General features: G+C 43.3%; 20 protein-coding genes. 11 read left to right on the forward strand and 9 right to left on the reverse strand.

Features of this window, described 5'->3' with window-relative positions:
- Positions 1–37: 37 nt before the first annotated feature.
- The 4 genes from AA980_RS18955 to AA980_RS18970 form a co-directional block, all read right to left on the reverse strand.
- A complete protein-coding gene (locus AA980_RS18955; RefSeq protein WP_024030585.1) occupies positions 38–1,450 on the reverse strand; it encodes a LysM peptidoglycan-binding domain-containing protein in 1,413 nt (470 codons plus the stop codon).
- A 398-nt stretch (positions 1,451–1,848) separates the two neighbouring features.
- On the reverse strand, positions 1,849–3,390 hold the full coding sequence (locus tag AA980_RS27905) for an N-acetylmuramoyl-L-alanine amidase (RefSeq protein WP_024028556.1): 1,542 nt from the start codon (positions 3,388–3,390) through the stop codon (positions 1,849–1,851).
- A 146-nt stretch (positions 3,391–3,536) separates the two neighbouring features.
- A complete protein-coding gene (locus AA980_RS18965) occupies positions 3,537–4,748 on the reverse strand; it encodes an aminotransferase (RefSeq protein WP_024028555.1) in 1,212 nt (403 codons plus the stop codon).
- Positions 4,745–5,251 (reverse strand): Lrp/AsnC family transcriptional regulator, encoded by a 507-nt coding sequence (locus AA980_RS18970; protein ID WP_024028554.1) that lies wholly within the window; start codon positions 5,249–5,251, stop codon positions 4,745–4,747. Before AA980_RS18970 ends, AA980_RS18965 begins: the two co-directional genes overlap by 4 nt.
- 170 nt (positions 5,252–5,421) lie before the next feature.
- Here AA980_RS18970 and AA980_RS18975 point away from each other — a divergent pair, with 170 nt between their 5' ends.
- The 4 genes from AA980_RS18975 (at position 5,422) to AA980_RS18990 (ending at position 10,489) form a co-directional block, all read left to right on the forward strand.
- Positions 5,422–5,883 carry a hypothetical protein gene (locus AA980_RS18975; RefSeq protein WP_024028553.1) on the forward strand — a complete coding sequence of 154 codons (462 nt, stop codon included), beginning with the start codon at positions 5,422–5,424 and terminating at the stop codon, positions 5,881–5,883.
- Positions 5,884–6,472: 589 nt separating this feature from the next.
- Positions 6,473–7,444: a UDP-glucose 4-epimerase GalE gene (gene galE, locus AA980_RS18980; RefSeq protein WP_024028551.1), complete on the forward strand. Its 972-nt coding sequence runs from the start codon at positions 6,473–6,475 to the stop codon at positions 7,442–7,444.
- Between the two features lie 234 nt (positions 7,445–7,678).
- Complete coding sequence (locus tag AA980_RS18985; RefSeq protein ID WP_024028550.1) at positions 7,679–8,947, forward strand: dicarboxylate/amino acid:cation symporter; 1,269 nt, start codon at positions 7,679–7,681, stop codon at positions 8,945–8,947.
- Between the two features lie 237 nt (positions 8,948–9,184).
- Positions 9,185–10,489 (forward strand): putative bifunctional diguanylate cyclase/phosphodiesterase, encoded by a 1,305-nt coding sequence (locus AA980_RS18990; protein WP_024028549.1) that lies wholly within the window; start codon positions 9,185–9,187, stop codon positions 10,487–10,489.
- Positions 10,490–10,621: 132 nt separating this feature from the next.
- Here the strand turns inward: AA980_RS18990 and AA980_RS18995 are convergent, their stop codons facing one another.
- Positions 10,622–12,550: an N-acetylmuramoyl-L-alanine amidase gene (locus AA980_RS18995; RefSeq protein ID WP_024028548.1), complete on the reverse strand. Its 1,929-nt coding sequence runs from the start codon at positions 12,548–12,550 to the stop codon at positions 10,622–10,624.
- Between the two features lie 353 nt (positions 12,551–12,903).
- A complete protein-coding gene (locus tag AA980_RS19000) occupies positions 12,904–13,176 on the reverse strand; it encodes a hypothetical protein (protein WP_024028547.1) in 273 nt (90 codons plus the stop codon).
- 312 nt (positions 13,177–13,488) lie between these two features.
- Here AA980_RS19000 and AA980_RS19005 point away from each other — a divergent pair, with 312 nt between their 5' ends.
- Complete coding sequence (locus AA980_RS19005) at positions 13,489–14,103, forward strand: transposase (protein WP_024028546.1); 615 nt, start codon at positions 13,489–13,491, stop codon at positions 14,101–14,103.
- A gap of 20 nt (positions 14,104–14,123) precedes the next feature.
- Entirely contained in the window at positions 14,124–15,542 is a 1,419-nt protein-coding gene (locus AA980_RS19010) for a YifB family Mg chelatase-like AAA ATPase (RefSeq protein WP_047771872.1), read from the forward strand.
- A 40-nt stretch (positions 15,543–15,582) separates the two neighbouring features.
- Here AA980_RS19010 and AA980_RS19015 read toward each other — a convergent pair whose 3' ends face one another.
- The 3 genes from AA980_RS19015 to AA980_RS19025 all read right to left on the reverse strand — a co-directional run bounded on the left by AA980_RS19015 (position 15,583) and on the right by AA980_RS19025 (position 19,018).
- Entirely contained in the window at positions 15,583–16,158 is a 576-nt protein-coding gene (locus AA980_RS19015; protein WP_024028544.1) for a glycerol-3-phosphate acyltransferase, read from the reverse strand.
- Positions 16,159–16,305: 147 nt separating this feature from the next.
- Positions 16,306–17,232 (reverse strand): polyisoprenyl-teichoic acid--peptidoglycan teichoic acid transferase TagU, encoded by a 927-nt coding sequence (tagU, locus tag AA980_RS19020; protein WP_024028543.1) that lies wholly within the window; start codon positions 17,230–17,232, stop codon positions 16,306–16,308.
- A 262-nt stretch (positions 17,233–17,494) separates the two neighbouring features.
- Positions 17,495–19,018, reverse strand: a complete 1,524-nt coding sequence (locus AA980_RS19025) for a S1C family serine protease (protein WP_024028542.1) — start codon at positions 19,016–19,018, stop codon at positions 17,495–17,497.
- A 426-nt stretch (positions 19,019–19,444) separates the two neighbouring features.
- Here AA980_RS19025 and AA980_RS19030 point away from each other — a divergent pair, with 426 nt between their 5' ends.
- The 5 genes from AA980_RS19030 (at position 19,445) to AA980_RS19050 (ending at position 23,873) form a co-directional block, all read left to right on the forward strand.
- Positions 19,445–19,885 (forward strand): hypothetical protein, encoded by a 441-nt coding sequence (locus AA980_RS19030; protein ID WP_024028541.1) that lies wholly within the window; start codon positions 19,445–19,447, stop codon positions 19,883–19,885.
- A 198-nt stretch (positions 19,886–20,083) separates the two neighbouring features.
- A complete protein-coding gene (wecB, locus tag AA980_RS19035; protein ID WP_034724058.1) occupies positions 20,084–21,241 on the forward strand; it encodes a non-hydrolyzing UDP-N-acetylglucosamine 2-epimerase in 1,158 nt (385 codons plus the stop codon).
- 17 nt (positions 21,242–21,258) lie between these two features.
- Positions 21,259–21,645 carry an SMU1112c/YaeR family gloxylase I-like metalloprotein gene (gloA2, locus tag AA980_RS19040; RefSeq protein WP_024028539.1) on the forward strand — a complete coding sequence of 129 codons (387 nt, stop codon included), beginning with the start codon at positions 21,259–21,261 and terminating at the stop codon, positions 21,643–21,645.
- Positions 21,646–22,038: 393 nt separating this feature from the next.
- On the forward strand, positions 22,039–22,698 hold the full coding sequence (locus AA980_RS19045; protein ID WP_328586693.1) for a 5-bromo-4-chloroindolyl phosphate hydrolysis family protein: 660 nt from the start codon (positions 22,039–22,041) through the stop codon (positions 22,696–22,698).
- The gene (locus tag AA980_RS19050; protein WP_024028537.1) at positions 22,695–23,873 is read left to right on the forward strand and encodes a toxic anion resistance protein; all 1,179 of its coding nucleotides are present in this window, start codon (positions 22,695–22,697) and stop codon (positions 23,871–23,873) included. Before AA980_RS19045 ends, AA980_RS19050 begins: the two co-directional genes overlap by 4 nt.
- The last annotated feature ends 121 nt before the right edge of the window (positions 23,874–23,994 follow it).

Below are 23,994 nucleotides of genomic sequence, written 5' to 3' on the forward strand. Positions count from 1 at the left end.
AAACGGCCGGATTCGAGACGAATCCGGCCTGATTTTTTCAACTAAGTTTTTTAATCGAAAAATTATCCTTCAACAATGCCCAATTCTGCGGGTAAGGATAGCCTAAGGCCCAGTAGCTGACACCGCGAAGATTATATTGTTTGGCCAGGTCAAACTTCGCTTGGGCACTCCGGGCATCTTCAAACCAAACTTCGTGACCCCGGCCTTGCTCATCTGTGTAGCGGAAAAATGGTGATTGCGTTGTTGGATCATACTGGATGGCAGCACCGAATTTTACCGCACGTCTCACCGCTTCCTGTGGGCTGAACGTTTCGGCTTCCTGCCCTTTAACATGGGGGAGAAGCCAATCTCTGGCGTAAATTTGGAAGCCTAAAAATATTTTTTCAGCTGGCATAACGGTAAGGGCATATTCGACTACTTTTCTCATTTCGGTAATCGGTGAGATGGCCTGCGGTGGTCCAAGCCTGTATCCCCATTCATAGGTCATTAACACGACAAAGTCGGCAATTCGTCCATGTGCCGCATAATCGTGGGCTTCATATAACAGACCGGATTGGGTCGCACTCGTTTTTGGGGCAAGGGCAGTTGAGACAAAATATCCTTTCGGGTGTAAGGCATTAACCACTTGCTGGAGGAACTGATTATATAATTCACGGTCACCAGGCAGCACATTTTCGAAATCAATATTTATCCCCTTATACCCTTTGCTATCCATCACTTGAGCAATATTTGTGATGATTTTTTCTCTGATGTCCGGACTTGATAAAATGACATGAGCCTCATTTGATCCGGCATGTGTAGCTGTAAAGTTAGTCAGCGACATCATCGGTACAGCTTTTTTAGCCCGGGCAGCCTCAATCATTAAAGTATCTTTAATCGGACTTAATGAACCATCTTCCAAAATCTTATAGGCAAATGGACTGAAATAAGTTAATAACTGGCCCAGTTCATTAACGGTTTGAGCCCCTGCATCATCTGATTGATACGTATAGGCGTTGACTTCAATGATTGGCTTTTTCCTTGGTATAACCAACTGCATGCCGATGGTGATCAGATTGGGGTTAGTAATTTGATTTTCCCTGCTGATGGCTTGAATGCTTGTGCCGTAACGCCTGGCAATATACGCTAAGGTTTCTCCGGATTGGACCACATGTGTAATGGCCGGAATAAATAGGGAGGTGCCGGGATATAAGAGGTTCGGGTTTGTTAACTGGTTTGCCTGGATTATCGCATTGATTGTTACCCAATATTGCTGCGCGATTGACCAGAGTGTTTCTCCGGATTTGATGACGTGTGATGTACCGGGCTTAGGAATGACTACTGATTGTCCGACTGCTAACTGTTTGGCGTTTGGCAATTCATTGAGCTGTCCAATGGAATTCATATTCACTTTATAACGACTTGCAAGCTGCCACAATGTTTCGCCCCTGCTCACGACATGAATGATCACAAGATTCACCTCCTAGGCGTTTTCAGTAATGTACTATATGTACTCGTTATTAAAAGGTGCCAATTAAGTTTAATCGCAAGCGTTCGGTGATAAACATTCACAAGTGAAAAGCAAAAAGCCGAATCATGAACGATTGCGGCTTTTCATAAAAGATAAGAATGTATAAAATTTTGACTTTGAGAATTGTCCAGCTCCAGCGCCCTAGCGGCTAGTGTCCTTCGCTCTCCGCCCTACGATAAGTCAACATCGGTTCACTCCGTTCACCGTGTTTCCTTTATCTCAGTTGGAGCGCTCCAGGACATACGCCGCTGAACAGGGCGCTTGCGCTTTTCTTATTGTATATTTATTCAGAATGTGCATAAATGGTGCCTGACACCATTTTACAAATATTGGATTCGCTAGGCTGAATTGATCATTTTTTCATATAAATTTAAAATGGATTGGCCGTAGTTGTTGCCGGGAACGGCCCAATGGCCGTTTAAGGAGGTCCAGGTGGGCGCAGAGCCCCTGTCCACTAGATGAAAACGGGGGTCAACTAATGGATATTGACCTGGCAGTGCTTTTGGCGTTGCGTAGGCATACAAATGCTGAAGCTGGGCGAGTACTCCTGTTTCTTGTGTTTCAAAGCTTGCCCCGCGTTTTCCTGAACCTGTTGCTCCGATTCCGGCAAAATTGTTCTGCTCACGACCGACATCCCCAGTAAAGCGGAAATAGTTGGTCTCGAGGATTGCTTGAGCGAACGCGACGTCTCCTCTAATGCCGTAAGCTGCGCCGAATTTTTGATAAAAGCTACCTAATTCGGGGGCGCTCGGGTTAACCTTTTTAACAAATTGATTCATTTGTTCAGGAGACAGGTAGGTTGGACCAAAAATAGTAATATTTGGTGTGACTTTTGGGGGAGGAGTGTTATTGTTTTTGTCATTCCCGCTATTTGCTGGTACATCATTCCCGGCGTTGTCACCGCTTTTGGCCGGCTCACCATTTCCGTCGTTGTTCCCTTGCGTTCCAGGGCTGTCATTTCCGGAACTCCCTCCGCTCTTGGGAGGAGCATTCTCGCTTTTGCCAGGGGCGGTATTTCCGTCTGCTGCATTCCCTGCACTTGCACTGTCATTTTCCACAACTATAAAGGCATCTGTTATTCCTGCATTCTTGACTTCAGCCAAGCGAATTTCGGCATTTTCCCGGGTCGTAAACGCCCCAGCTTGGACGCGGTACCAGGTTTCACCGGAGATGGTGGTGGTTTTGACAAATGATTCGATGCCCCCCCCTTGCAGGAATGCGACGCGCTCTTCGGCATTTTCCTTTAATTTAAAAGAACTGGCAATAACTTTAAAAAGGGTTCCTGGAACAGGATTAATTGGGGTTGATGGTACTGACACCGGGTTCGATTTAAGTTTTAGATTGAAGGCTTTGGCGAGTCCATTTACATGGCCCTGTGCGACTTTTTCCAGCCATGAGGCCTGTTTCATGAGGGTTGCGTCGTGTGCATTTGTGATAAACCCATTCTCCGATAGGAGTGCGCTCATAGATGATTCACGCAATACATGGAAATCGGCCTTTTTTTGTCCACGGTCGATTAAACCGTTAACTTTCGTCACTTCCTGATGAATGATATCTTGATAGGATGCTGATCTGGAAGTGGTTGACAGGCCGCTATAAATATAGTCCTCGTAACCTTGTGCAGTAGTACTGTCTGCCGCATTAATGTGGATGGATAGGTAAAAGTCGGCCCCCCACGCATTTGCTTCATTTGTCCGCTGACTTAAGGATTTAGAAATATCGCTTGTACGGCTCATCTTTATTATGATATTTTCATATTTTTTTGTGAAAATTTCCTGGATTTTCAGTGAGATTTTTAAAGTAACATCTTTTTCATTTAGTCCATTTCCCTGTGCGCCTGAGTCTGTGCCGCCGTGACCTGGATCTAAATAAAGCTTCATCACATCTCCTCCATTTCTTATTTACCTTTCATTGTATGTTTCGATTCGGAGGCAGACACAAAATAGGTAGAACATTTAAAAAAGCCCAGCTTCTCTAGACGCTGGGCTTTTCAGGGACAAGCACAGGCGCACTTGTCTCATTTTCATTACAATTGGGACAAGGCGCCTGCCTCTCGGTCCCGCATAATGCCTTTCGTTTCAAGAAACCGCTGCATCCGTTTCAGTGCTTCTTGGAGCTGCGGCATCGAGGTGGCGTAGGAGCAGCGAATATAGCCTTCGCCGGATTCGCCAAACACGTTGCCGGGAACGACCGCAACTTTTTCCTGCATGAGCAGTTCTTCAGCAAATTGTTCGGAAGTGAGCCCGGTTGCGCGGATTGATGGGAACACATAGAAGGCGCCGCCAGGGGTGTGGCAGTCCAAGCCAATGTTGTTCAGTGTTTGGACAACATAATTTCGCCGTCTTCGGTAGCTTCGCTGCATCGATTCGACTTCATGATAGGTGTTGCGAAGCGCTTCAATCGCCCCGTATTGCAGCATCGTCGGAGCACATAATGTCGTGTATTGAAAAATTTTCAACATCGCTTCGACGAATTCCTTAGGAGCGGCCAGCATTCCTAAGCGCCAGCCCGTCATCGCAAAGCCTTTGGAAAAGCCGTTTATTAAAATCGTTCTTTCATACATGCCCGGGATGGCGGCAAAGCTTGTAAAGGTTTCATCATAGGTCAATTCAGCGTAAATTTCGTCAGAAACGACAAGTAAATCGTGCTTTTCAATGATGTTGGCAATCTCCATCAATTCTGCTTTGTTTAACGAAGTGCCGGTTGGATTATTAGGGAAACAGAGTAACAGTGCCCTCGTTTTTTCGCTAATCGCCTGTTCTATTTGCTCCGGAGTCACTTTAAAACCGTTTTCCGCTGAGGTAGAAACGGCAATTGGTTTTCCACCGGCTAATGAAACGAGGGGCGCATAGGATACAAACGCCGGTTCGACAATCAACACCTCATCGCCTTGGTTTAAAATCGCGCGAAAGGCTAAATCTAGCGCCTGGCTTGCGCCAACCGTAACAATGATTTGATTTTTTGGATTGTAGGCAACGCCAAATCTCCTCCCAAGGTAGGCTGAGATTTCCTCCCGCAATTCCAGCAAGCCGGCATTTGCCGTATAGGAGGTGGAGCCTTGCTCCAGCGATAAAATGGCGGCTTCGCGAATATTCCAGGGGGTAACGAAGTCTGGTTCGCCAACTCCTAAAGAAATCACGTCTTTCATCCCGGCAGCGAGGTCGAAAAATTTCCTTATGCCGGAGGGCTGGAGATCCTTAGCTGTTTGTGAAATATAGTAGGCAACGTCGTGTTTCATGGTGTAACCACCATCCGCCGGTCTTTATCGTCAGCCCCGCCGTCAAAGATGACACCGTCATGTTTATATTTTTTCAACATGAAATGAGTCGTTGTCGAAACGACATTATCAATTGTTGATAATTTCTCCGATACGAAGGCGGCGATTTGGTTCATCGTTTTTCCTTCGATGGTGATCGATAAATCATAAGCGCCGGACATGAGATACAAGGAGGATACTTCCGGAAAACGGTAGATTCTTTCGGCGACATCATCAAAGCCCACGCCCCGCTTCGGGGTTACCTTCACATCAATCATGGCAATGATGCTTTCCTGCCCATCCACTTTGGTCCAATCGATTAATGTCGGATAACTCATGATAATTTTCTCGTCTTCTAACTTTTTGATCGTGTTTTTGACCGTTTCCTCGCTTGTCAACGCCATTAGGGCAATCGTTTCTGCAGATGCCTTATGGTTTTCTTCGATTATTTTTAAAATCTCGAGCTCTTCACTGTTTAGTTTCATCTCATGCTTCCTCCTTATAAAATCAACAAATCCTATTGTTTGATTTTATAAGGAGGGCTATGAAAACTCAATTAAAATCGGATTAAAAAATACTATTTGGACATGGCGGTGCATATTTTTTATATACAAGCTTTTGAAGATACACGAGCATGTGAAAAAAGGAGATTACAATGGCAAAAAGGTCTGTTCCATTCAAAAGGTTAATCATTGGAATTCTATTGGCTGCCGGCATTTTTATTGTCTTTCAAATTGTGAGAGTTTCTCCTGATAAACAGGCAGGGTCGGTTGTCGATGAGTTTTATCAATATGAACAGCAGGGGGATTTTGCGAAATCGTGGGCGTTATTTCATTCTGCGATGAAGGAAAAGTTCCCGAAAGGCGGGTACATCCAGGACCGGGCCCATGTGTTTATGTCTCATTTCGGGGTAGAAACCTTTGCTTATACAGCCGATAAGCCGGAAAAATTAGCAAAGTGGAAAATGGCCAAAACAGGACCAGCACTAGAGAATGTCTATAAAATCCTAGTTACACAAACCTACAAAGGAAAATATGGAAACTTTGACTTGAAACAGGAAGTTTTTGTCGTGAAGGAAAAGGACGAATGGCGGATCATGTGGGATTACAACCAATGATGGGTGTCAGGCACCGTAGTTTGGAACGGGGGGTCATCTTCTATTGAGGAGCCCTTTTTTTGTGGAAAAGGGGCGGAACGGAGCAAAAACGAATCAGTTTAGCCAATTTGCGAGATGGTGGCGTATAGCGCCATTTACCTTTTTGCGAGATTATACAATTTTAAAAAGATGAAGGATGATTTTTACCCAGCCGAAAAACGCCATCCATAACGGGATACTAAGAGTTGTCCCCCATAATAATCCCGTGAAAAAATTCCCCTGCTCTTTCATCCCATTCACCCCTATGAAAGTCATATCAACATCGTCCAAATGAAGGAAATTTACCGGCCTGTTTTTTTGCAAAGTGGAATGTGCCCTACGCGGTATAAGGCTGTTTTGTTAATAATATCAAATGGACGTTGGGTAAATTGGGGTATTTTGTCATGAACGACAAAATACTTTCGACATATGCTTGCTGTCGAAATTTCACAAAAGAACTTCGATATGGTAAATAGGGAAATTATTATTAAGGCATGATAGTAAACTGTCTTTTTTCAAAAATGCTATAATAGTAAAAGTAAATGAAATTTCTAGCTAAGGGGAAATGGATATGATTCTCGTTGTTGGCGGAGCTGGCTACATTGGCAGCCATCTCGTTAAGGAATTAGTTGAAAAAGAAGAAGTCGTTGTGCTCGATAACCTGTCGACCGGGCACCGTGCGGCCGTTGACAGCCGTGCTATCTTTGTCAAGGGTGACCTCGGTAATGAGGAAGATTTACACATGGTCTTTAGAAGTTATCCTATCAAGGCCGTTATGCACTTTGCTGCTTGCAGCTTGGTCGGGGAGTCTGTTGTAGACCCTTTGAAATATTACCAAAATAATGTAGCTTCGACTTTAACTCTGTTAAAAGTTATGTTGAAATTTAAGGTGAAGAACTTTATTTTCTCCTCCACTGCTGCAACCTATGGAATTCCTGATGTGGAGGTTATTGACGAAACAAGTGCAACAACACCGATTAATCCTTATGGCCACTCAAAATTGATGGTTGAGCAGATACTTGCTGATTTTTCAAAATCCTATGATTTGCATTATGTTGTACTGCGTTACTTCAATGCAGCCGGCGCCCATCAATCAGCGGCGATTGGCGAAAGTCATGATCCGGAAACACATTTAATCCCAATTATCCTGCAGCAGCTGTTAGGTCAGCGGGAAAAGGTGTCCGTGTTTGGCGCTGATTATGATACGGCGGATGGCACGTGTATTCGTGATTATATTCATGTAACTGATTTAGCGGCCGCCCATATTCTTGCCCTTGAAGCGCTGTTAACAGGGAAGAAATCGGCTGCGGTCTACAATCTTGGCAATGGACTTGGCTATTCTGTAAAGGAAGTTATCGAGACATGTGAAAAAGTCACCGGTGTGAAGGCGAATGTTGAAATAGCCGACCGCCGCGCTGGGGATCCGGCAAGGCTCGTTGCCTCATCGGCGAAAATCCTATCAGAACTTGGCTGGAAAGCAGAACGAAACTTAGAACAAATTATCGCCGACGCCTGGAAATGGCACCAGCAGCAACAATATTAATATCCTTCTAAAATCCCTCTTGCATTGCGCAAGAGGGGTTTTTTACTTATTTTTATATAGGAAAAAGCCCTAAGGTGTCAGGCACTATTAAATGCAGCTGCTAGCATAAAGTGCCGAGGAGATTTATTATTTGACTATTTTGCAAATAATAAAGTCATTTACCTGATGCGCAAACTTGAGTATGATTTTTAGGGGAATAATATATTTTTATAAATTGAAAGGCAGTTGGACCCAATGAAATTATTTTTTAAAAATTATCGCTTTACCCTTATCCTGCTTTCTGCCATCGTAATCGGCGGTGCAGCAGGCTTGATTTTTGGACCCAAAACAGCGGTTGTTAAGCCGTTTGGAGACCTATTTCTGAACTTGATGTTCATGATCATCGTTCCGTTGGTATTTTTCAGCATTGCCTCGGCGATAGCCAACATGAACGGCATGAAACGGCTTGGAAAAATAATGGGCAGCATCCTGGTGGTTTTCCTGGTGACAGCTTTTGTCGCGGCAATTCTCGGGGTTGCCGGTGCCTCCATCATTCAACCCCTTGAAAATGCCGACATCGCCTCGCTTAAAGAGGTGATGAACCATTCTGCAGCCCAGACGGATGCAGAGAAATTATCGTTTCTTGACCATCTGGTCGCTACATTTACGGTTTCAGATTTTCATCTATTATTATCAAGAAGCAATATGCTCCAGCTGATTGTCTTCGCGCTTCTGTTTGGACTTTCTACTGCTGCGGTTGGAGAAAAGGCGAAACCGGTCGCGGACTTTTTATCGGCTGCGGCGGCTGTCATCATGAAGATGGTCAGCATCGTCATGTATTACGCTCCGATTGGGCTTGGCTGTTATTTTGCCGCGGTCATCGGTGAGCTCGGACCGCAAATTTTAGAGGGTTATGCCCGCTCATTTGTTTTGTATTTGATTCTGACCGTGATTTATTATTTTGTTTTCTTCACCCTGTATGCCTTCATCGCCGGCGGCAAGGATGGGGTCAAGATCTTTTGGAAAAACGCGATCACTCCTTCTGTCACGGCGCTTGCAACCTGTTCAAGTGCAGCCTGTATTCCTGTGAACCTGGCAACAGTTAGAAGGATGGGTGTGCCAAAGGATATCGCCGAAACAATTATTCCGCTTGGTGCGAATACGCATAAAGATGGTTCTGTGTTTGGCGGCGTGCTGAAAATCGTGTTCCTGTTTGCGCTATTTGGCAAGGATTTAACAAGTATCTCTAGTATATTAAGTGTGCTGGCTGTCGCCTTTTTAGTTGGTGCAGTTATGGGCGCGATTCCTGGGGGCGGGATGATTGGCGAGATGCTAATTATCAGCGTCTACGGCTTCCCGCCGGAAACACTTCCAATCATAGCTGTCATCAGCACCATCATTGACGCACCTGCAACACTCCTAAACTCAACCGGAAACACCGTCTGCGCCATGCTCGTAACCCGGCTTGTTGAAGGGAAAAACTGGCTCAGCAAAACCTTCAAAACCGGTGAAGAAATTGCTTAGAAGATGTGACTAGTATGGTGTCAGGCACTAATTTCCATTTTGAGGAATTTGGTGCCTGACACCATTTTCCAGTTTAAGGGAAACGGTGCCTGACACCACACACTGACACTATACACTGTGACACCACACACTCACGCACCACACCATGCAGCCCTTTTGGAATTTGCTGATTTTAAGGTATTGCGTTACACTTTAATTATCGGAAGAGTTTGTTAATTTGGATGGAGTGGTTCTTTGATGGGTAGAATGGATAATGAACCGGAATTGCCAAAGGTCGAATTGCTGAATGACCGCCTTAATTTAACTTTGGCTTTTAGTAAAAGGTATAAGATGTCGACGGCTGTTTGTTACCTGAGATTGCATTTTCCACCAGAACTATCACAAACTAATGATGAAGAAATTGAAATCGCTCTTGCTAATAACATTCTAGCAAGGTTAAAACGATCTATTAGAAATATTGATACCGTGATAAAAATAAATAGAACAGATTTTGCTTTTTTAATAGTGGATATAACGGAGCATGATTGCAAGCTGATTTGCGAGCGAATTATTAGCTCGATATCTGATACGTATACGATTGATTTTCGCCATTTTTCCATCAGTAGTAATATTGGAATTTGCATGTTTCCTTATGGCGCTGAAGGGCCGGAAGAACTGCAGCTGATTGCCAAAGCACAAATGTATGTGGCGGAAGCGCGCGGTGAAAATCAATTTTCACTTTATATAGGAGAGTTAGATCAAACGGCAAGCCGAAAGGTGTTAATTGAAAATGACTTCCCATATGCTTTGAAAAAGGGCCAGCTGCATGTCCAATTCCAGCCGCAGTATAACTTGGAGAAAAAGGCAATTGATGGCGCTGAGGCCTTAATCCGTTGGAATCATCCAAGTTTGGGCGAAGTTTCACCAGCTGAATTTATCAGCTACGCTGAGGAAGCTGGGATGTCAAATCAACTGTTTTTCTGGGTATTCGAAGAGGTTTGCAGGCATATTGCCAGCGAGAAAACTAGGATCATGAAGTATTCCATCAATTTATCCGTTAACCAGCTTTTACTGGATTCTTTTTTACAAGACGTTACAGAAATACTTAACTTATATTCGGTTTCAGCCAAGCAACTCACGTTGGAAATTACCGAAAATATTGAGATTTACTCAGTGAAAACAGTCAATGACAAATTAAATGTCTTGAAAGAGGCTGGTTTTACGATTGCCTTAGATGATTTTGGAAATGGCTATTTCTCATTTTCCGACTTTATTAAGCTCCCGATCGACTATATTAAGCTCGACCGCGATTTTGTTTTTAGTTTATGGAAAAATAAGAAACACAAAGGCGTCGTATTGCCGATCATAAATATGGCCCATAACCTGGGTTTACAGGTAATTATTGAAGGAATCGAAGACCAGACTCAGTTTGTGGAATGGGATCAACTGGGCTGTGACATTATTCAAGGATATTTTATAAGCAAACCCATCTCCTTTGAAGCAATGATGGCTTCAATCGCTGGGATTGAGGAGAGAGCGGGAGATGTTCGGAATCAAGGCTAATGGCTTTGGTTCTTTTTTTGTTTTAATTAAAAACGCACGCACAATCAGGGCATGGCCCCATCTTGTGCGTGCGTTTTGTGCGTTTAAGTATTGTTTTGTTCCATACAATCTTTTTGAACGAAAGAAGCCCCATTAATCGAAGAACTTCTGTAATCCATTCAGCAGTCCTGTGCAGATTTTGTTCTGATAGCTGCTGTTCACTAGGTTAGCCCGTTCTTTGTCATTGCTGATGAAGCCAATTTCCACCAAAACGGCTGGTGCTTGATTACCTCTGATTACCCGGAAGCTTTCATCCTTCACGCCACGCGTGACAGCGCCGGTAGATTTGATTATTTCATCCTGAAGCAATGCCGCAAGCCGTTTACTTTCTGCCGGCATGACCCCATCTTTAGAATTATGATAGGTCTCAATTCCCTGTGCACTCGTAGCAGTCGCCGAATTCACGTGGATACTAATAAACGCATCAGGTTTTATTGAATTAGAAAATTCAACCCTGCCATCCAATGAAACAAATTCATCCGTGTTTCTGGTCAAATAAACAGTGACCCCTTTGCTTTTGAGAAGTTCAGCAAATTTCAAGCTGACCTGCAGGGTGATAGTCTTTTCAAAAACCCCTGCCGCACTTGCTCCGCCATCATAACCGCCATGTCCGGGATCTAATACAATCGTTTTTCCCGCTAACCCCTTTGTTGTAGAAGGAGAAGGAGTAGGTACCCAGGCTCCGCTATCCGCCAAAAAGTATTCCTTGCCATCCACGGTAATCAAGCCTGTCTGCATGACACCGTTTGAATCAGAATAGTACCAAATTCCCTTGTCCTGGTACCAGCCTGTAAGCAGTGCCCCAGACAGATTAAAGTAGTACCACTTACCGCCGTCCTGAAGCCAGCCTGTTTTCATCGCACCGCTGGCAGTTAAATAGTAGCGAATATTCTTGTCCACAAGCCAGCCTGTCTGCATTTCTCCTTGATCATTTAAAAAGTACCATTTGCCGCCATCTAGCAGCCAGTTCGTTTTTATCGAATAATCATTGTTAAAAAAATACCAGATGTTATTCGATTTCAGCCAGCCCTTTTGAAGCACACCTGCATCATTCGCAAAATATTTTTTGCTGTCGACCGGAAACCAGCCCCCGCAATATAGAACCCCATCATTATCGAAGAGGTAACCCTTGCCCTCAACCGTGGCCACACCTGTTGTCAGAGCGCCGCTGCCATCGAAGAAGAATCTTTTGCCCTGCTCATCATACCAACCCGTTATCATGACACCGGTTTGATTGAGAAAGTATTTTTTCCCTTTGTCAGTCAGCCAGCCAGTTTGTACGATGCCTTCTATATCAGAAAAATACCATTTTCCATTGATTTTCCCCCAGCCGGAGACTAAAGTGCCATCAGTGTTAAATAGATACTTTTTTTCCAAAATATTTGTTATACCTGATGCGGCAGATCCATCACTTTTTAAATAATATTTCTTCCCGCCTTGCTCAAGCCATTGGTTTTCCTGCATGACTCCTAAACTATCAAAATAGTATTTTTTCGAAGCCACTGTTTCGAAACCAATACTTCTTTCTCCGCTGGTTTTTAGAAAGTACCATTTTGAATCAAGCAGGAGCCAGCCGGTTTTCATATCACCATCGGGCTGAAGGTAGTACCATTTGTTGCTTGTATTCAGCCAGCCGGTTTGCATGGCACCGTCAGCTTGGAGGAAGTACCATTTGTTTTTTGTGCTAAGCCAGCCCGTTTTCATTGAGCCATCAGTCTGGAGGAAGTACCATTTGTTATTTAAGCTAAGCCAGCCGGTTTTCATCGCGCCGTCCGCTTGCAGATAGTACCATTTTCCGCTGAGCTTGAGCCAGCCGGTTTGCATGACACCCTTGGCATCCATGTAATACCATTTGTTCCCGACGTAGAGCCAGCCTTTTGCCGGTGCATCTTTTTGGAAATAATACCACTTGCCATTTTCTAGCTTCCATCCTGTGGTGGCCGCATTGGAATGCGTAGCACCAAGTCCTATGCCTAATAGTAAAACAGTAAAAATTGATAATAGTAAAATCTTCTTTTTCAACTCTATATTCCTTTCATGCCTAAATATTTACTTTAAAGAGTCGGTCCAACCAAATAAGTTGTAGTGCTTCCTCTAATAGAACTTCTTCACACTCCTTTTTAATAATTTTCCTGAAATTTTCAGGTGCATCCTTAATTTGCTAAATTAATATTAAACTGTATTTTCCGTAATGTGAAGCGAAAATCGACAATCTTTTTGTTGAAAAGTGGGGGAGAGCTTAAAAATGAGTCGAAATATCTATATTTGGCGAATATAAAAATGCCCCCAACCTAATTGGAGACATTTCATAAAATGTAGATCTTGGGGAAAGGAAACGATGTTTTGTACGTATTGGGGATGGACCAAATAGTAGGTTAGTCCCCGCCGTCACCGCTCGAGACACTTCTCTTGTCAGTATCCTTGCCCCGGGAGGAATGATCAGCCTCACTCAATTCTGAATCACTATAAAATTGATGATGATCATCTTGCAAGAAAGTTTTTTTATCCTTCTTTTCAAGTCTAGGAAAAATAAAAAAGGCAGCAATAATGGCCAAAGTACCGAAGAATTCCTGGATTCCGAAAATAAGATAAAGACCAAACAAGAAAAGGACAACACCAGCCAACCACTGAAAAACCCTAACAAGCATCAGAGACACCCCCCTAAACATAAAATAAAAACACAAACCCCTATAAAATAAATATTACCACCACGATGGTTTTATACATTTTTTAGGAAATGGGTGTCAGGCACCGCTCGTGGACATTTGTCCTCCTGGGGTGGACACTTCTTTTTTGGAGTATGGTACCGGACAAAGGGGTAAGTTTAATTTTTCTTTTGTGGTTTTGTGAAGGATTTTTGGGGATGGTGTCGAATGGTAGTAGTGGATTAGGTTATTTTTTTCCATAATCTAATAATCCACTAATCTACTATCTAATAATTCAGTAAGGAGTGTTAGCTAATGGCCCGCAAGGTTCGTACTTGGTTTCAAGGTGCGAAGTATCATGTTACCAGCCGAGGAATTAGGAAAAGCCCACTTTTTTTCGAAGATGAAGATTATCAGAAGTACCTCAAATTGTTGGAAGAAACAAGAGACCGTTACCCATTTATTCTCCACACCTACTGCTTAATGAGCAATCACACCCATCTGCAGCTTGAAACACCGGAAACCCCACTCAGTATCATCATGAAAAACCTCAACACGAAATATGCCAAGTATATCAACAAAAAATACAATTTCTCGGGCCATGTGTTTGAAAAACGCTATGGGGCCGAGCTCCTTAATTCAGCGGAATATGAGATTGATGTCAGCAAATATATTCATTTAAACCCGGTTGCGGCCGGTTTGGCGGCGGCACCTGAGGATTACCGTTGGAGCAGCTACCGCGCCTATGTCGCCGGAGACGGCGAAAAAATCCCGATATTAAACACCGAGTCACTGCTGGCCTATTTTCCCCATCCCCCACAGCAACACTACGAACTCTATATGAAAACAATCATAACGGATAAATCCTATTGGAAGGATGGAAAAATTTATATCATGGACAGGGAGGGACAACCATGTAGGCAAAGGTGATCAGTATCGGTTTAAAGGGAATGGAAGGTTATCGAGTGAATGTCGAAGTGGGCTCCTATGTAGGAAACGATTTTTTTAAAATTGTCGGGCTTCCGGATGCGGCTGTGAAGGAATCGAAGGAGCGGATTATCACGGCACTTCGTTCATTAGGCTACACCCTGTCTGGTCAAAAAATAACCATCAATCTGTCGCCTGCGGATCAAAAAAAGATGGGTCCGATGTTTGACCTACCGATGGCAATCGCGGTGCTGCTAAGCCTGCATGAACTGGAGGCAGTTATCCCGGAAGACACGGCTTTTGTCGGGGCCTTATCTTTGGATGGCTCCATCCAGCCTGTCGAAGGGCTTCTGCCTGCGGTGCTGGCGGCCAAAAAGCTGGGAATCAAAAAGCTCTACATGCCAATGGATGAAAAATTACCGGCGCTCGAACTTGATCCGCTGGAGATTATCTATGTAGCTTCATTGCAGGATGTTATCGGGCATCTATCGGGTCAGGGGCAGTGGCGTCCTCCTTTTTTTAAAAAGCAAGAAGAGGACGAGAATCAGGATAACTTAGATTATATCGATTTTCGGCAGATTATTGGTCATTGCGATGCTAAACATGCCTTAGAAATTGCAGCGGCAGGGGAGCATCATGTTTTACTGACAGGACCGCCTGGCTGCGGTAAAAGTTTGTTAGCAGGAAGTTTCCCTTCCATTTTGCCCGCGCTGAAGAAAGAAGCCCATCTTGAGGTGCTTAGCTTGTACCAATTGAGCCGGAACGCATGTCCCCGGTCAAAAACGCCTCCCTACCGGAATCCCCACCATTCCGCTTCCGGAGTGTCAATCATCGGCGGCGGCCAATACCCGAAACCAGGCGAAATATCATTAGCCCATCACGGCGTTTTATTTCTTGATGAAATTGGGGAGTTTTCGAAAAAGACGTTAGACATGCTCCGGCAGCCATTAGAAGACGGGTTAATCACCATCAGCCGCACAAACGCGACGGTTACTTGTCCCGCTACCTTTATTCTTCTGGCAGCAATGAATCCATGCCCTTGCGGCTATTCGGGCTCAAATTCTCATTATTGTACTTGTACATCCAAACAGATTACCGCCTATCAAAACCTTTCGCTCACCCCCATTGATTTTAATGTGGCTGCAGCAACGGACAATTCTGAAATGGTGCAGGGAAGAGTGGAGGAAGCCAGGAATAGACAATATGAACGCTATGGAAGCGAGGTTTGCAATGGCCGGGTCCCTTTTGAAATCCTAATGAAAAGGAGTCCGTTGCGCGATGAACAACAAAGGCAGCTTCAACGGCTTTCACTAAAGAAGGGCTGGAGCAACCGCACCCAAATCAAAATCATCCGTCTTGCTCGGACGATCGCCGACCTGCAAGCAAGACGAACCATCAGCGACGAACATATTAGTGAGGCAATCCAGCTAAATACAGTGTGAATGCTTTTTATTTTAAGGGTAGAGCCTTTATTTTAAAAAATCAGCCCTTTTGTCGCCGGCTTTTCAGCCTTTCTTTGATATTTCCAGAATGTGCTAGGAAAATAATAGCAATTAAGGCTAATTCAATGACAAACGTTATCCACTGGTAATGCTTGAATATGAGAAAGATAGGAATAAACAAGAATGCCCCTAGCCCTGAGAAGGTGAAGCTTTTTGTAAAAGGATAAAGGGCGAAAAATGCCAGCAAAATGACGGCAATCAGGAGCGGATCAAAGCAAATCATCCCGCCAATAAAGGTCGAAATCCCTTTCCCGCCCTTGAATTTCAATGCAGCCGGTTTAATATGACCAAGAATCGCCATCCCAAGACCAATCAATTGAACATACTCAGGTAAATGAAGGTAGCGGGCTATGAGAATTACGCTTATCCCCTTTAATGCGTCGCCTAGGAAAATAAGGGCGAACGCCTTTCTTCCATGAAGGCGGCCGGCATTCCTCGCGCCGACATTGCCGCTTCCATGAAGTCGAATATCTTTATGGTGCAGGATTTTTATGACAAGATAGCCAAACATGATATTGCCGATTAAATAGGAAAAGACAAGATACAACCAAATCACTGGAATCACAACCAATCAAAATATTGAGAAACCCGGGATGGAAAAAGGTCCAATCTAGGTTCTGTGCGTAATTTCTGCTCTAATTTTTCAAAAATAGTCCTAAACTTCGATTTCAATTGATTTTTGACAGAATTCGAGAAACGAAATTTACTGCAGTTCTAATTGTTTCTTAAGCTCCGTGCGGATTCTTTGCTTTTCTTCCTCTGAGACCAGGCCGTAGTAGATTTTGTTGATCATTGTGCCGGTTTCGTTTATTTCCATTTGCTGTATGTTCTTTCCGGCGTCTCGATAATTTTTTTGAATATCCATGATCTGATCGAAAGTAAGATTTGTTTTAATATTTTTTCCAAGGGCTGTAAAGATATCGGAGAATTTCGTTAAGGTTGACACGCTGGTTCCTTCATTAATGATTGCTTGAATGATTTGCCGCTGTCTTAATTGGCGTCCAAAATCGCCCCGCGGGTCATTATAGCGCATGCGAGCAAAACTAAGAGCCTGCTCCCCGTTTAGAGAAATTTCTCCTTTTGCAAAATGGAAGCCATTTTCGGTGAAATCCAGGTCATTCTGGACTTTTACACCACCAACAGCGTTGACAATATCCTTAAATCCCTCCATGTTAATCTGGATATAATAGTCGATTGGAATATCGAGAAAATTTTCAACCGTGTCCATCGACATAGGCACCCCGCCAAAAGCATAAGCGTGATTGATTTTATCTTCCTTTCCTTTTCCGATAATTTCTGTGCGGGTGTCACGTGGAATACTTAGCATTTTTACAGAATTATTGATTGGATTTACAGCTAAGACAATAATCGTGTCTGACCGCCCTTTGTCCCCTTCTCGTTCATCAACACCAAGCATTAGAACGGAAAAAGGATCCTTTTTTTCAAAGACCACAGGTTTCTCACGTTTAACGGAAATTTCCCGTTCGAGTGGTTGATGCATCGTAATAACTGCCTTTTTAAATGAATGATAGACGGTGTAACCATATGCCCCTCCAGCAATTAACAGCACTAAAAGGATAATTCCGGTTACTCGAAGCCATTTTCTCGATTTCTTCTTCTGAGCTCTCATCTGATTAACCCCCAAAAAGTTTGAATGAATTATAGGGTGTCAGGCACCGCTCGCGGACAGTCGTTGAGGGTGGCAGAAATCAATGCGGACCTGGTTCTTGGTGAATGATAGTTTCGATGATAATTATAATATTTGACAGACGGAACCAGTTTCCCTGCTTGTTTAATAGGGTAAGCAGGCGATTACTTATAATTCAATAAAAAAGTGCCCTCACCCCAAGGGTGTCAGGCACCAATCCAATCTTTTCAATCAACTGCGCTTATTATTCTCCTTTTTCTTTTTTCTTTTGTTTTTCCTGATGTTCTTGAAGGGCGAGCAGGATATCTTGAATATCGATTTTTCCATCTTTGGTTAGATCGGATAAGGTGTTTTCGGAAACAGGCGGCCCAGCAGGTGTCGTCGGTGGAACAGCGGGAGCAATAGGTGCTGCCGGAGCTGTTGGAGCCGCCGGAGCTGTTGGGGCCGCATGTGCAACAGGTGGTACAGGAGCTGTAGGTGCTGTTGGCACAACAGGAGCCACAGGCGCCGGGGCCGGATTTGTGTTCCCGGCTGCCAGCGCAGTCGCTGCCGCCGCTGGCTGTTTCGGCCTAAAGGCAAAGGTGAACACTAGTAAAATAATAACCAGCAATCCAGATACACCGTCAACAATGTAGAAAATGGTGGTGTAGTCCGACCATAACATTTTGCTGCTGCTCATCTTTTTCTCGGAATTAGCGATATATTGTTTAATTTCGGAATGATTCGGATAGATTCGTTGGACCGCTTCAAATTTTGCCAGGGCATGTTTATAATAGCCGCCCCAATATAAATCCAAGCCTTCTTTAAATAGTTTATCTGTATCGCTTTTGAAATTTTTTACGCCCGCTTGGTTTACAAATTCTTTCACGGTATTCACAGGCACGGCGAAACTAAAGCCCTGGACCTCTTGGCCATTGACGGTGTCGCCTCTAAAGGTTAATAGCCCAATGATTTGCCCTTTCTCATTGATGACCGGCCCGCCGCTATTTCCATGTGTGGCTGCCGCATTAATTTGAATGACCGGGCTTCCCTGTTCCGTCTTTTTCGAAGTTGCGGAAATTTGTCCCGCGTTCATCGAAGAAACGAGAGATGAATCAGGTGAGAGGAGATCAGAATCCCCTGCTGCCGGATAGCCGCTCACCCAAATATTGTCTTGGTTTTGGATGTCGTCTGAATCGCCAAGTGGAATGGTCGGCAGATTCTTTCCTTCAATTTTAACCACTGCAACATCTTTGCCTTCATTAATAGGGGCGCCATAGCTTTTAATCTCCCCATCAAGGATATCGCCGCCCGGTAATATGACCTTTGTGGCTTTTTTGATATCAATGTAATGTGTATAGGAGACCAAATAATCATATGCCACTTTATAATCTTCCTGGAAATAATCGGCCATTATCGCCACTAATTGCTTAAAGGCCTCATTTGCTATATCCTCGTCTTTCATCTTTGCAAATTCTACGACATGGGCATTGGTGACAATATAGCCATTAGAGCTGATGATTGCTCCGGATCCAGAGCCGCCAATAATCGTCTGATTCTTTAGCTGATTGAAAACAGCCTTGACATTAGGGTTGTTGTCGTTAAACTGCCATTGGACAACTGCGTAGTCAACAATGCGGACGACTGCTGGCTTTGTATATTCAGCCAGCCTCTGTGCTGACGATATGTTTCCTGCTGTTGGCTTGATATTTATTAGAAAAAAGGAAGTAGCCATCACTGCAATGAGCAGCAAACTGATAGGAATGGTAAAAAGCGCCCTCTTCTTCAAAATACAATTCACCTCTTAAATTGAAAATTTAAAATACACCATGCAATATATTCATAATTATCAGAAAAATAAGCTTGTACAAAACAAATATTTAACCGAGGGTGTCAGGCACCGCTAGTGGACATTTGTCCGCCTGGAGTGGACAGTGGGGCGGAATGGCAGAAGGAAAGAGGCCCGTCTTTTAGGAAACGGGCCCATCTTGAATTGAATAATGTTCATCCCTTATCCTCTCCTTTATCTATTATTTATGCAAAAAAGGAGCATTTGGTCAGGGATTAGGCTTGATTTGAGTCCTCTTACCTAAATTTTCAAGTAAATAATGTGGGAATAGATTAATTGCAGGAAAAATCTGATAAAATGGAGAAAAAAGATTAAAAGGCGAAAACACAATCTGGATATTTTAATAAAAGGGGAGATCAATCTTAAATGAAAAAGTTCATGGTGTTCTTGATGATATCATTAGTGCTTACCGGATGCAGCAAAGTAGGAAAACTGGCAAACTTCACTGTCATATCCCAGTCTGAAATAGAAAAGAGTGTATCGATAAAAGAAGTAGAATTCGATACAGACAAAATAAACAGTCTCTATTCCGGGTTTAACGAAGAGGATTTAGAAGATGGGCTATATTTGTTTAATACTGACGGAAATACAAGGTATGTATTATTTAATTCAAAAGGCGTAAAGTATTCAAATATATCATTTACTATACAGGATAATGTGCTAAAGATTACGTATGATTCAGAGGTAGATGAGGGTTTAGAAATGCGGTCCTTTTTTAGTATTAGCAAGAAAAATGAAAATGATTTTGATACAATCATTTTAGAAAATAACGGTAAGCAGGATCATTTTAATATAAATTTCTTATGATAAAAGCTCCCGTTGAGGTTTCGTTCTTGTTATTGCTTTTCCCTTCATTGGTTATTTGTTATTATGTTAGTGGGCTTAAACGGTTGTTAGTTTTTCAAAACTGCTTGTCAAATCGGAGCATAGGGAAACACATACGGTCGATAATTTTTCAATTATGCCGACGAATTGTATGTAGATAACGTTCTTTGGAGGTTTTTTATAGTGAAGCAATTAAAGGTAATGACAGTGTTCGGAACTAGGCCGGAAGCGATTAAAATGGCACCGCTTGTCAAAGAATTAGAGAAATATCCTGATCAAATAAAATCGATTGTCACGGTTACAGCACAGCATCGCGAAATGCTCGACCAGGTCTTGAATATTTTCGAAATTACCCCCGATTACGACTTAAATATCATGAAGGAAAGACAATCCTTGATAGATGTAACAACACGCTGCTTAGAGGGGCTTAATCAGGTTTTGGCGGAAGTAAAGCCGGATATCGTCTTAGTTCATGGTGATACGTCGACAACCTTCGTGGCGAGCCTGGCTGCCTTCTATCATCAAATTCCAATCGGGCATGTCGAGGCGGGGCTCCGCACGCATAATAAATATTCGCCTTACCCTGAGGAAATGAACCGCCAGCTGACGGGCGTCTTGGCAGATCTTCATTTTTCACCGACAGGGCAATCAAAGCAAAACCTCTTAGTGGAAAATAAACGGGAAGAGGCTATTTTTATCACCGGAAATACGGCGATTGATGCTTTGAAAACAACCGTTAAAGCCAATTATTCTCATCCTGTATTAGAAAAGCTTGGGAATGATCGGTTAATTTTAATGACGGCACACCGCCGTGAAAATACCGGAGAACCAATGGAAAACATGTTCCGGGCGATTCGCCGGGTGGTTGAAAAGCATGAAGATGTTCAAGTAGTCTATCCTGTCCATATGAACCCGGTGGTGCGAGAAATCGCCAATCGCGTGCTCGGGGACAACAACCGGATTCAACTTATCGAGCCGTTAGATGTGATTGATTTCCATAACTTTGCTTCAAGAGCTTATTTGATTTTGACCGACTCAGGAGGTGTTCAGGAGGAGGCACCATCGTTAGGAGTGCCGGTGCTTGTGTTACGTGATACGACGGAACGTCCTGAGGGAATCGAGGCCGGTACTTTGAAGCTTGCCGGAACCGATGAAGAAACGATCTTTGGTTTGGCAGATGAATTGTTATCTGACAAAGCGGCACATGACCAAATGGCCAAAGCCTCCAATCCATATGGAGACGGTCTCGCCTCCAAACGAATCGTTGAAGCCATCCTCTACCACTTTACAAAAGACTCGGAAAAACCAGCAGACTTTTTACCGGGCAATGGTAGATAAGAAAAGGCAGATAATTTATGAAGTTAACGAAAATTCATCATATAGCGATAATCTGTTCTGATTTCCAAAAATCAAAGGATTTTTATGTTCGGATTCTTGGGCTGACCCCTGCGCGGGAAGTTTTTCGGGAGGATAGGAATTCCTATAAGCTGGACTTGGAAGTTGGCGGACATTACCAGATTGAGTTATTCTCGTTCCCGGATCCGCCAGCAAGGCCAAGCTACCCGGAAGCGGCAGGATTAAGGCATCTGGCATTTGAAGTGGAAGCCATTGATGAGGCGGTAGCTTATTTAATGGATCAGCAAATAAAGGTAGAAGCCATTCGCTTGGATCCGTTAACGAACAAAAAATTCACCTTCTTCGCTGATCCTGATGGGCTTCCGATTGAACTTTACGAGCAATAATAGAAAACGAAATAAGGAAAAGAAAAAGTATGCTATCATTTTACGGATAGCATATTTTTTTCTGACAATCACTGGTCCTCGCTCTTTTTCTTTCTACTGTCTAATGGGGACGGACAAATGGCCACGAGCGGTGCCTGACACCCTAAACAACACCACACCATTAAAAACGCCACTCCATTTAAAATACCGTAAAAGCCCCCGTTATCATTAAAATACGTCTTAAGTCGTAGATATCTTTCCGTTTGTGGTCTATGGCAGGCAGGATTTTTTTCGTGTATTGTTGAAGTAGTTAATGGAAATAACTTTCTTTTGATAGAATATTTCATGGGAGTGAAACCTTTAATTGCGTTCCTTCGTATGAAATACTATCGATTAATAGTCAGGAGTCGATTTATGATGAACCCTTTTCTTTCGTTTATTGTCCGCTCGTTTGTGGCCTTTCCGATAACAATCATCACTTGGCTGATATGCCTTATTCCTGTAGGGCTGACTTTTTTGCAGTCAACTGGTTATGCCATCCTTGCCGGGGTCCTTACCCATGTAGTCCTTTCGATTTTCATGAACAGCCGTTTTTTATCTAAGCACCAGCTTTCAAGAAAAGAATACCGCTACATTAGGAAGAATCTAGTCGAGGCGAAACGAAAAATCAGCCGTATGAACAAGAGTATTTTTAAGATACGAGATATTTCTTCTGTTAAGCAAAGAATTGACATACATCGGATTACTAAAAAAATCCACAAAATGACCATGAGGGAGCCGAAGCGTTTCTATAAAGCCGAAGAATTTTATTTCTCCCATTTAGATTCAGTTGTCGAGCTCACGGAAAAATACAGCTTCTTATCCTCACAGCCGAAACAAAACGCCGAGATAGGGCAATCCCTTATCGAAACACGCAGAACATTAAACGAATTATCAAAAGTTTTGGAAGAGGATTTATATCATGTAATCTCCGATGATGTTGATACATTAAATTTTGAAATTGATGTCGCAAAACATACCCTTAAGCAGAAAAAAGATTCTAAATTTCCCGAAGAGAATAGGTGGCTTAAATGAGCGAAAACAACCCAATCCAATCCAATAAAACCGGCAACTTATTAGATGATATTCTCGCCAACCCGTTTGGCGATCAACTTGAACTTTCCAAAAACCCAGTTCAACAAACAAATGAAGTCAAGCCAGTAAAGTTAATTGATGTCCTGCCTGAGGAAAACCGGGCAAAGGCCTATCAGCTTGCGGAACAAATTGACCCCACCAACCATCAAGCGATGATTCTATACGGCACTCAGGCGCAAGGAAAGCTGTTATCCTTCTCTCACGCGATGCTTGAGCATGTGCAGAAAAAGGATGTTGGCGAAATCGGCGAGATTATCAGCGATTTAATGAAGCGGCTTGATGAGGTAAATCCAGACGAACTGAAGGATGGGAAGCCATCCTTTTTTGCCCGTATGTTTGGAAAAATTTCCGGTTCACTACAGGAGGTCCTTTCCAAATATCAAAAAACTGGAGCACAAATCGACCGAATCAGCGTGAAACTGGATCGGAGCAAAAATGTTCTTTTATCCGATATCAAATTGCTTGAACAGCTTTATGAAACGAATAAGGAATATTTCCATGCCCTGAATGTCTATATTGCCGCTGGGGAAATCAAGCTTGAAGAAATGCAGGAAAAAACAATCCCGCAATTGAAAAGGGCGGCGGAAGCAGCCAATGATCAAATGAAATTCCAAGAAGTCAACGATATGATTCAATTTGCCGACCGTTTAGACAAGCGTCTCCATGATTTGAAACTAAGCCGGGAAATCACGATTCAAAGTGCACCGCAAATCCGCTTGATTCAAAACACGAACCAAGCGCTTGTTGAGAAAATCCAATCGTCGATCATGACGGCGATTCCATTATGGAAAAATCAAGTGGCGATTGCGTTAACCTTAATCCGCCAGCGTCATGCCGTCGAGGCACAAAAGCAGGTTTCCAAAACAACCAATGAGCTGCTGTTGAAAAATGCAGAAATGCTGAAAACGAATACGATTGAAACCGCGAAGGAAAACGAGCGCGGCCTCGTCGATATTGAAACATTAAAGAAAACGCAAGAAAGCTTAATCTCAACACTAGAAGAAACGATGCGCATTCAAGAAGAAGGAAGGCATAAGCGCCGCCTAGCTGAGCAAGAACTAGCCAACATGGAAAACGACCTGCGGCTAAAACTATTAGAAATAAAAGGAAAATAATAAAAGGAGCCTCTGCTGCAAACCTACTGCAACAGAGGCTCTTTTTAATTTGTAAAATTTTGGTGTCCCCCATACGAAGACAAATGTATTTTTTGGGTGTCAGGCACCCCACCCCACAACC

The sequence above is a fragment of the Neobacillus vireti genome (genome assembly GCF_001026695.1).
GTDB classification, from domain to species: domain Bacteria; phylum Bacillota; class Bacilli; order Bacillales; family Cytobacillaceae; genus Neobacillus; species Neobacillus vireti.

Coding starts and splice junctions, on each gene's coding strand:
- AA980_RS27905 (WP_024028556.1), bottom strand. CDS start 3,390: ATGAAGCTTTATTTAGATCCAGGTCACGGCGGCACAGACTCAGGCGCA.
- AA980_RS18965 (WP_024028555.1), bottom strand. CDS start 4,748: ATGAAACACGACGTTGCCTACTATATTTCACAAACAGCTAAGGATCTC.
- AA980_RS18970 (WP_024028554.1), bottom strand. CDS start 5,251: ATGAAACTAAACAGTGAAGAGCTCGAGATTTTAAAAATAATCGAAGAA.
- AA980_RS18975 (WP_024028553.1), top strand. CDS start 5,422: ATGGCAAAAAGGTCTGTTCCATTCAAAAGGTTAATCATTGGAATTCTA.
- galE (WP_024028551.1), top strand. CDS start 6,473: ATGATTCTCGTTGTTGGCGGAGCTGGCTACATTGGCAGCCATCTCGTT.
- AA980_RS18985 (WP_024028550.1), top strand. CDS start 7,679: ATGAAATTATTTTTTAAAAATTATCGCTTTACCCTTATCCTGCTTTCT.
- AA980_RS18990 (WP_024028549.1), top strand. CDS start 9,185: ATGGGTAGAATGGATAATGAACCGGAATTGCCAAAGGTCGAATTGCTG.
- AA980_RS19000 (WP_024028547.1), bottom strand. CDS start 13,176: ATGCTTGTTAGGGTTTTTCAGTGGTTGGCTGGTGTTGTCCTTTTCTTG.
- AA980_RS19005 (WP_024028546.1), top strand. CDS start 13,489: ATGGCCCGCAAGGTTCGTACTTGGTTTCAAGGTGCGAAGTATCATGTT.
- AA980_RS19010 (WP_047771872.1), top strand. CDS start 14,124: ATGGAAGGTTATCGAGTGAATGTCGAAGTGGGCTCCTATGTAGGAAAC.
- tagU (WP_024028543.1), bottom strand. CDS start 17,232: ATGAGAGCTCAGAAGAAGAAATCGAGAAAATGGCTTCGAGTAACCGGA.
- AA980_RS19030 (WP_024028541.1), top strand. CDS start 19,445: ATGAAAAAGTTCATGGTGTTCTTGATGATATCATTAGTGCTTACCGGA.
- gloA2 (WP_024028539.1), top strand. CDS start 21,259: ATGAAGTTAACGAAAATTCATCATATAGCGATAATCTGTTCTGATTTC.
- AA980_RS19045 (WP_328586693.1), top strand. CDS start 22,039: ATGATGAACCCTTTTCTTTCGTTTATTGTCCGCTCGTTTGTGGCCTTT.
- AA980_RS19050 (WP_024028537.1), top strand. CDS start 22,695: ATGAGCGAAAACAACCCAATCCAATCCAATAAAACCGGCAACTTATTA.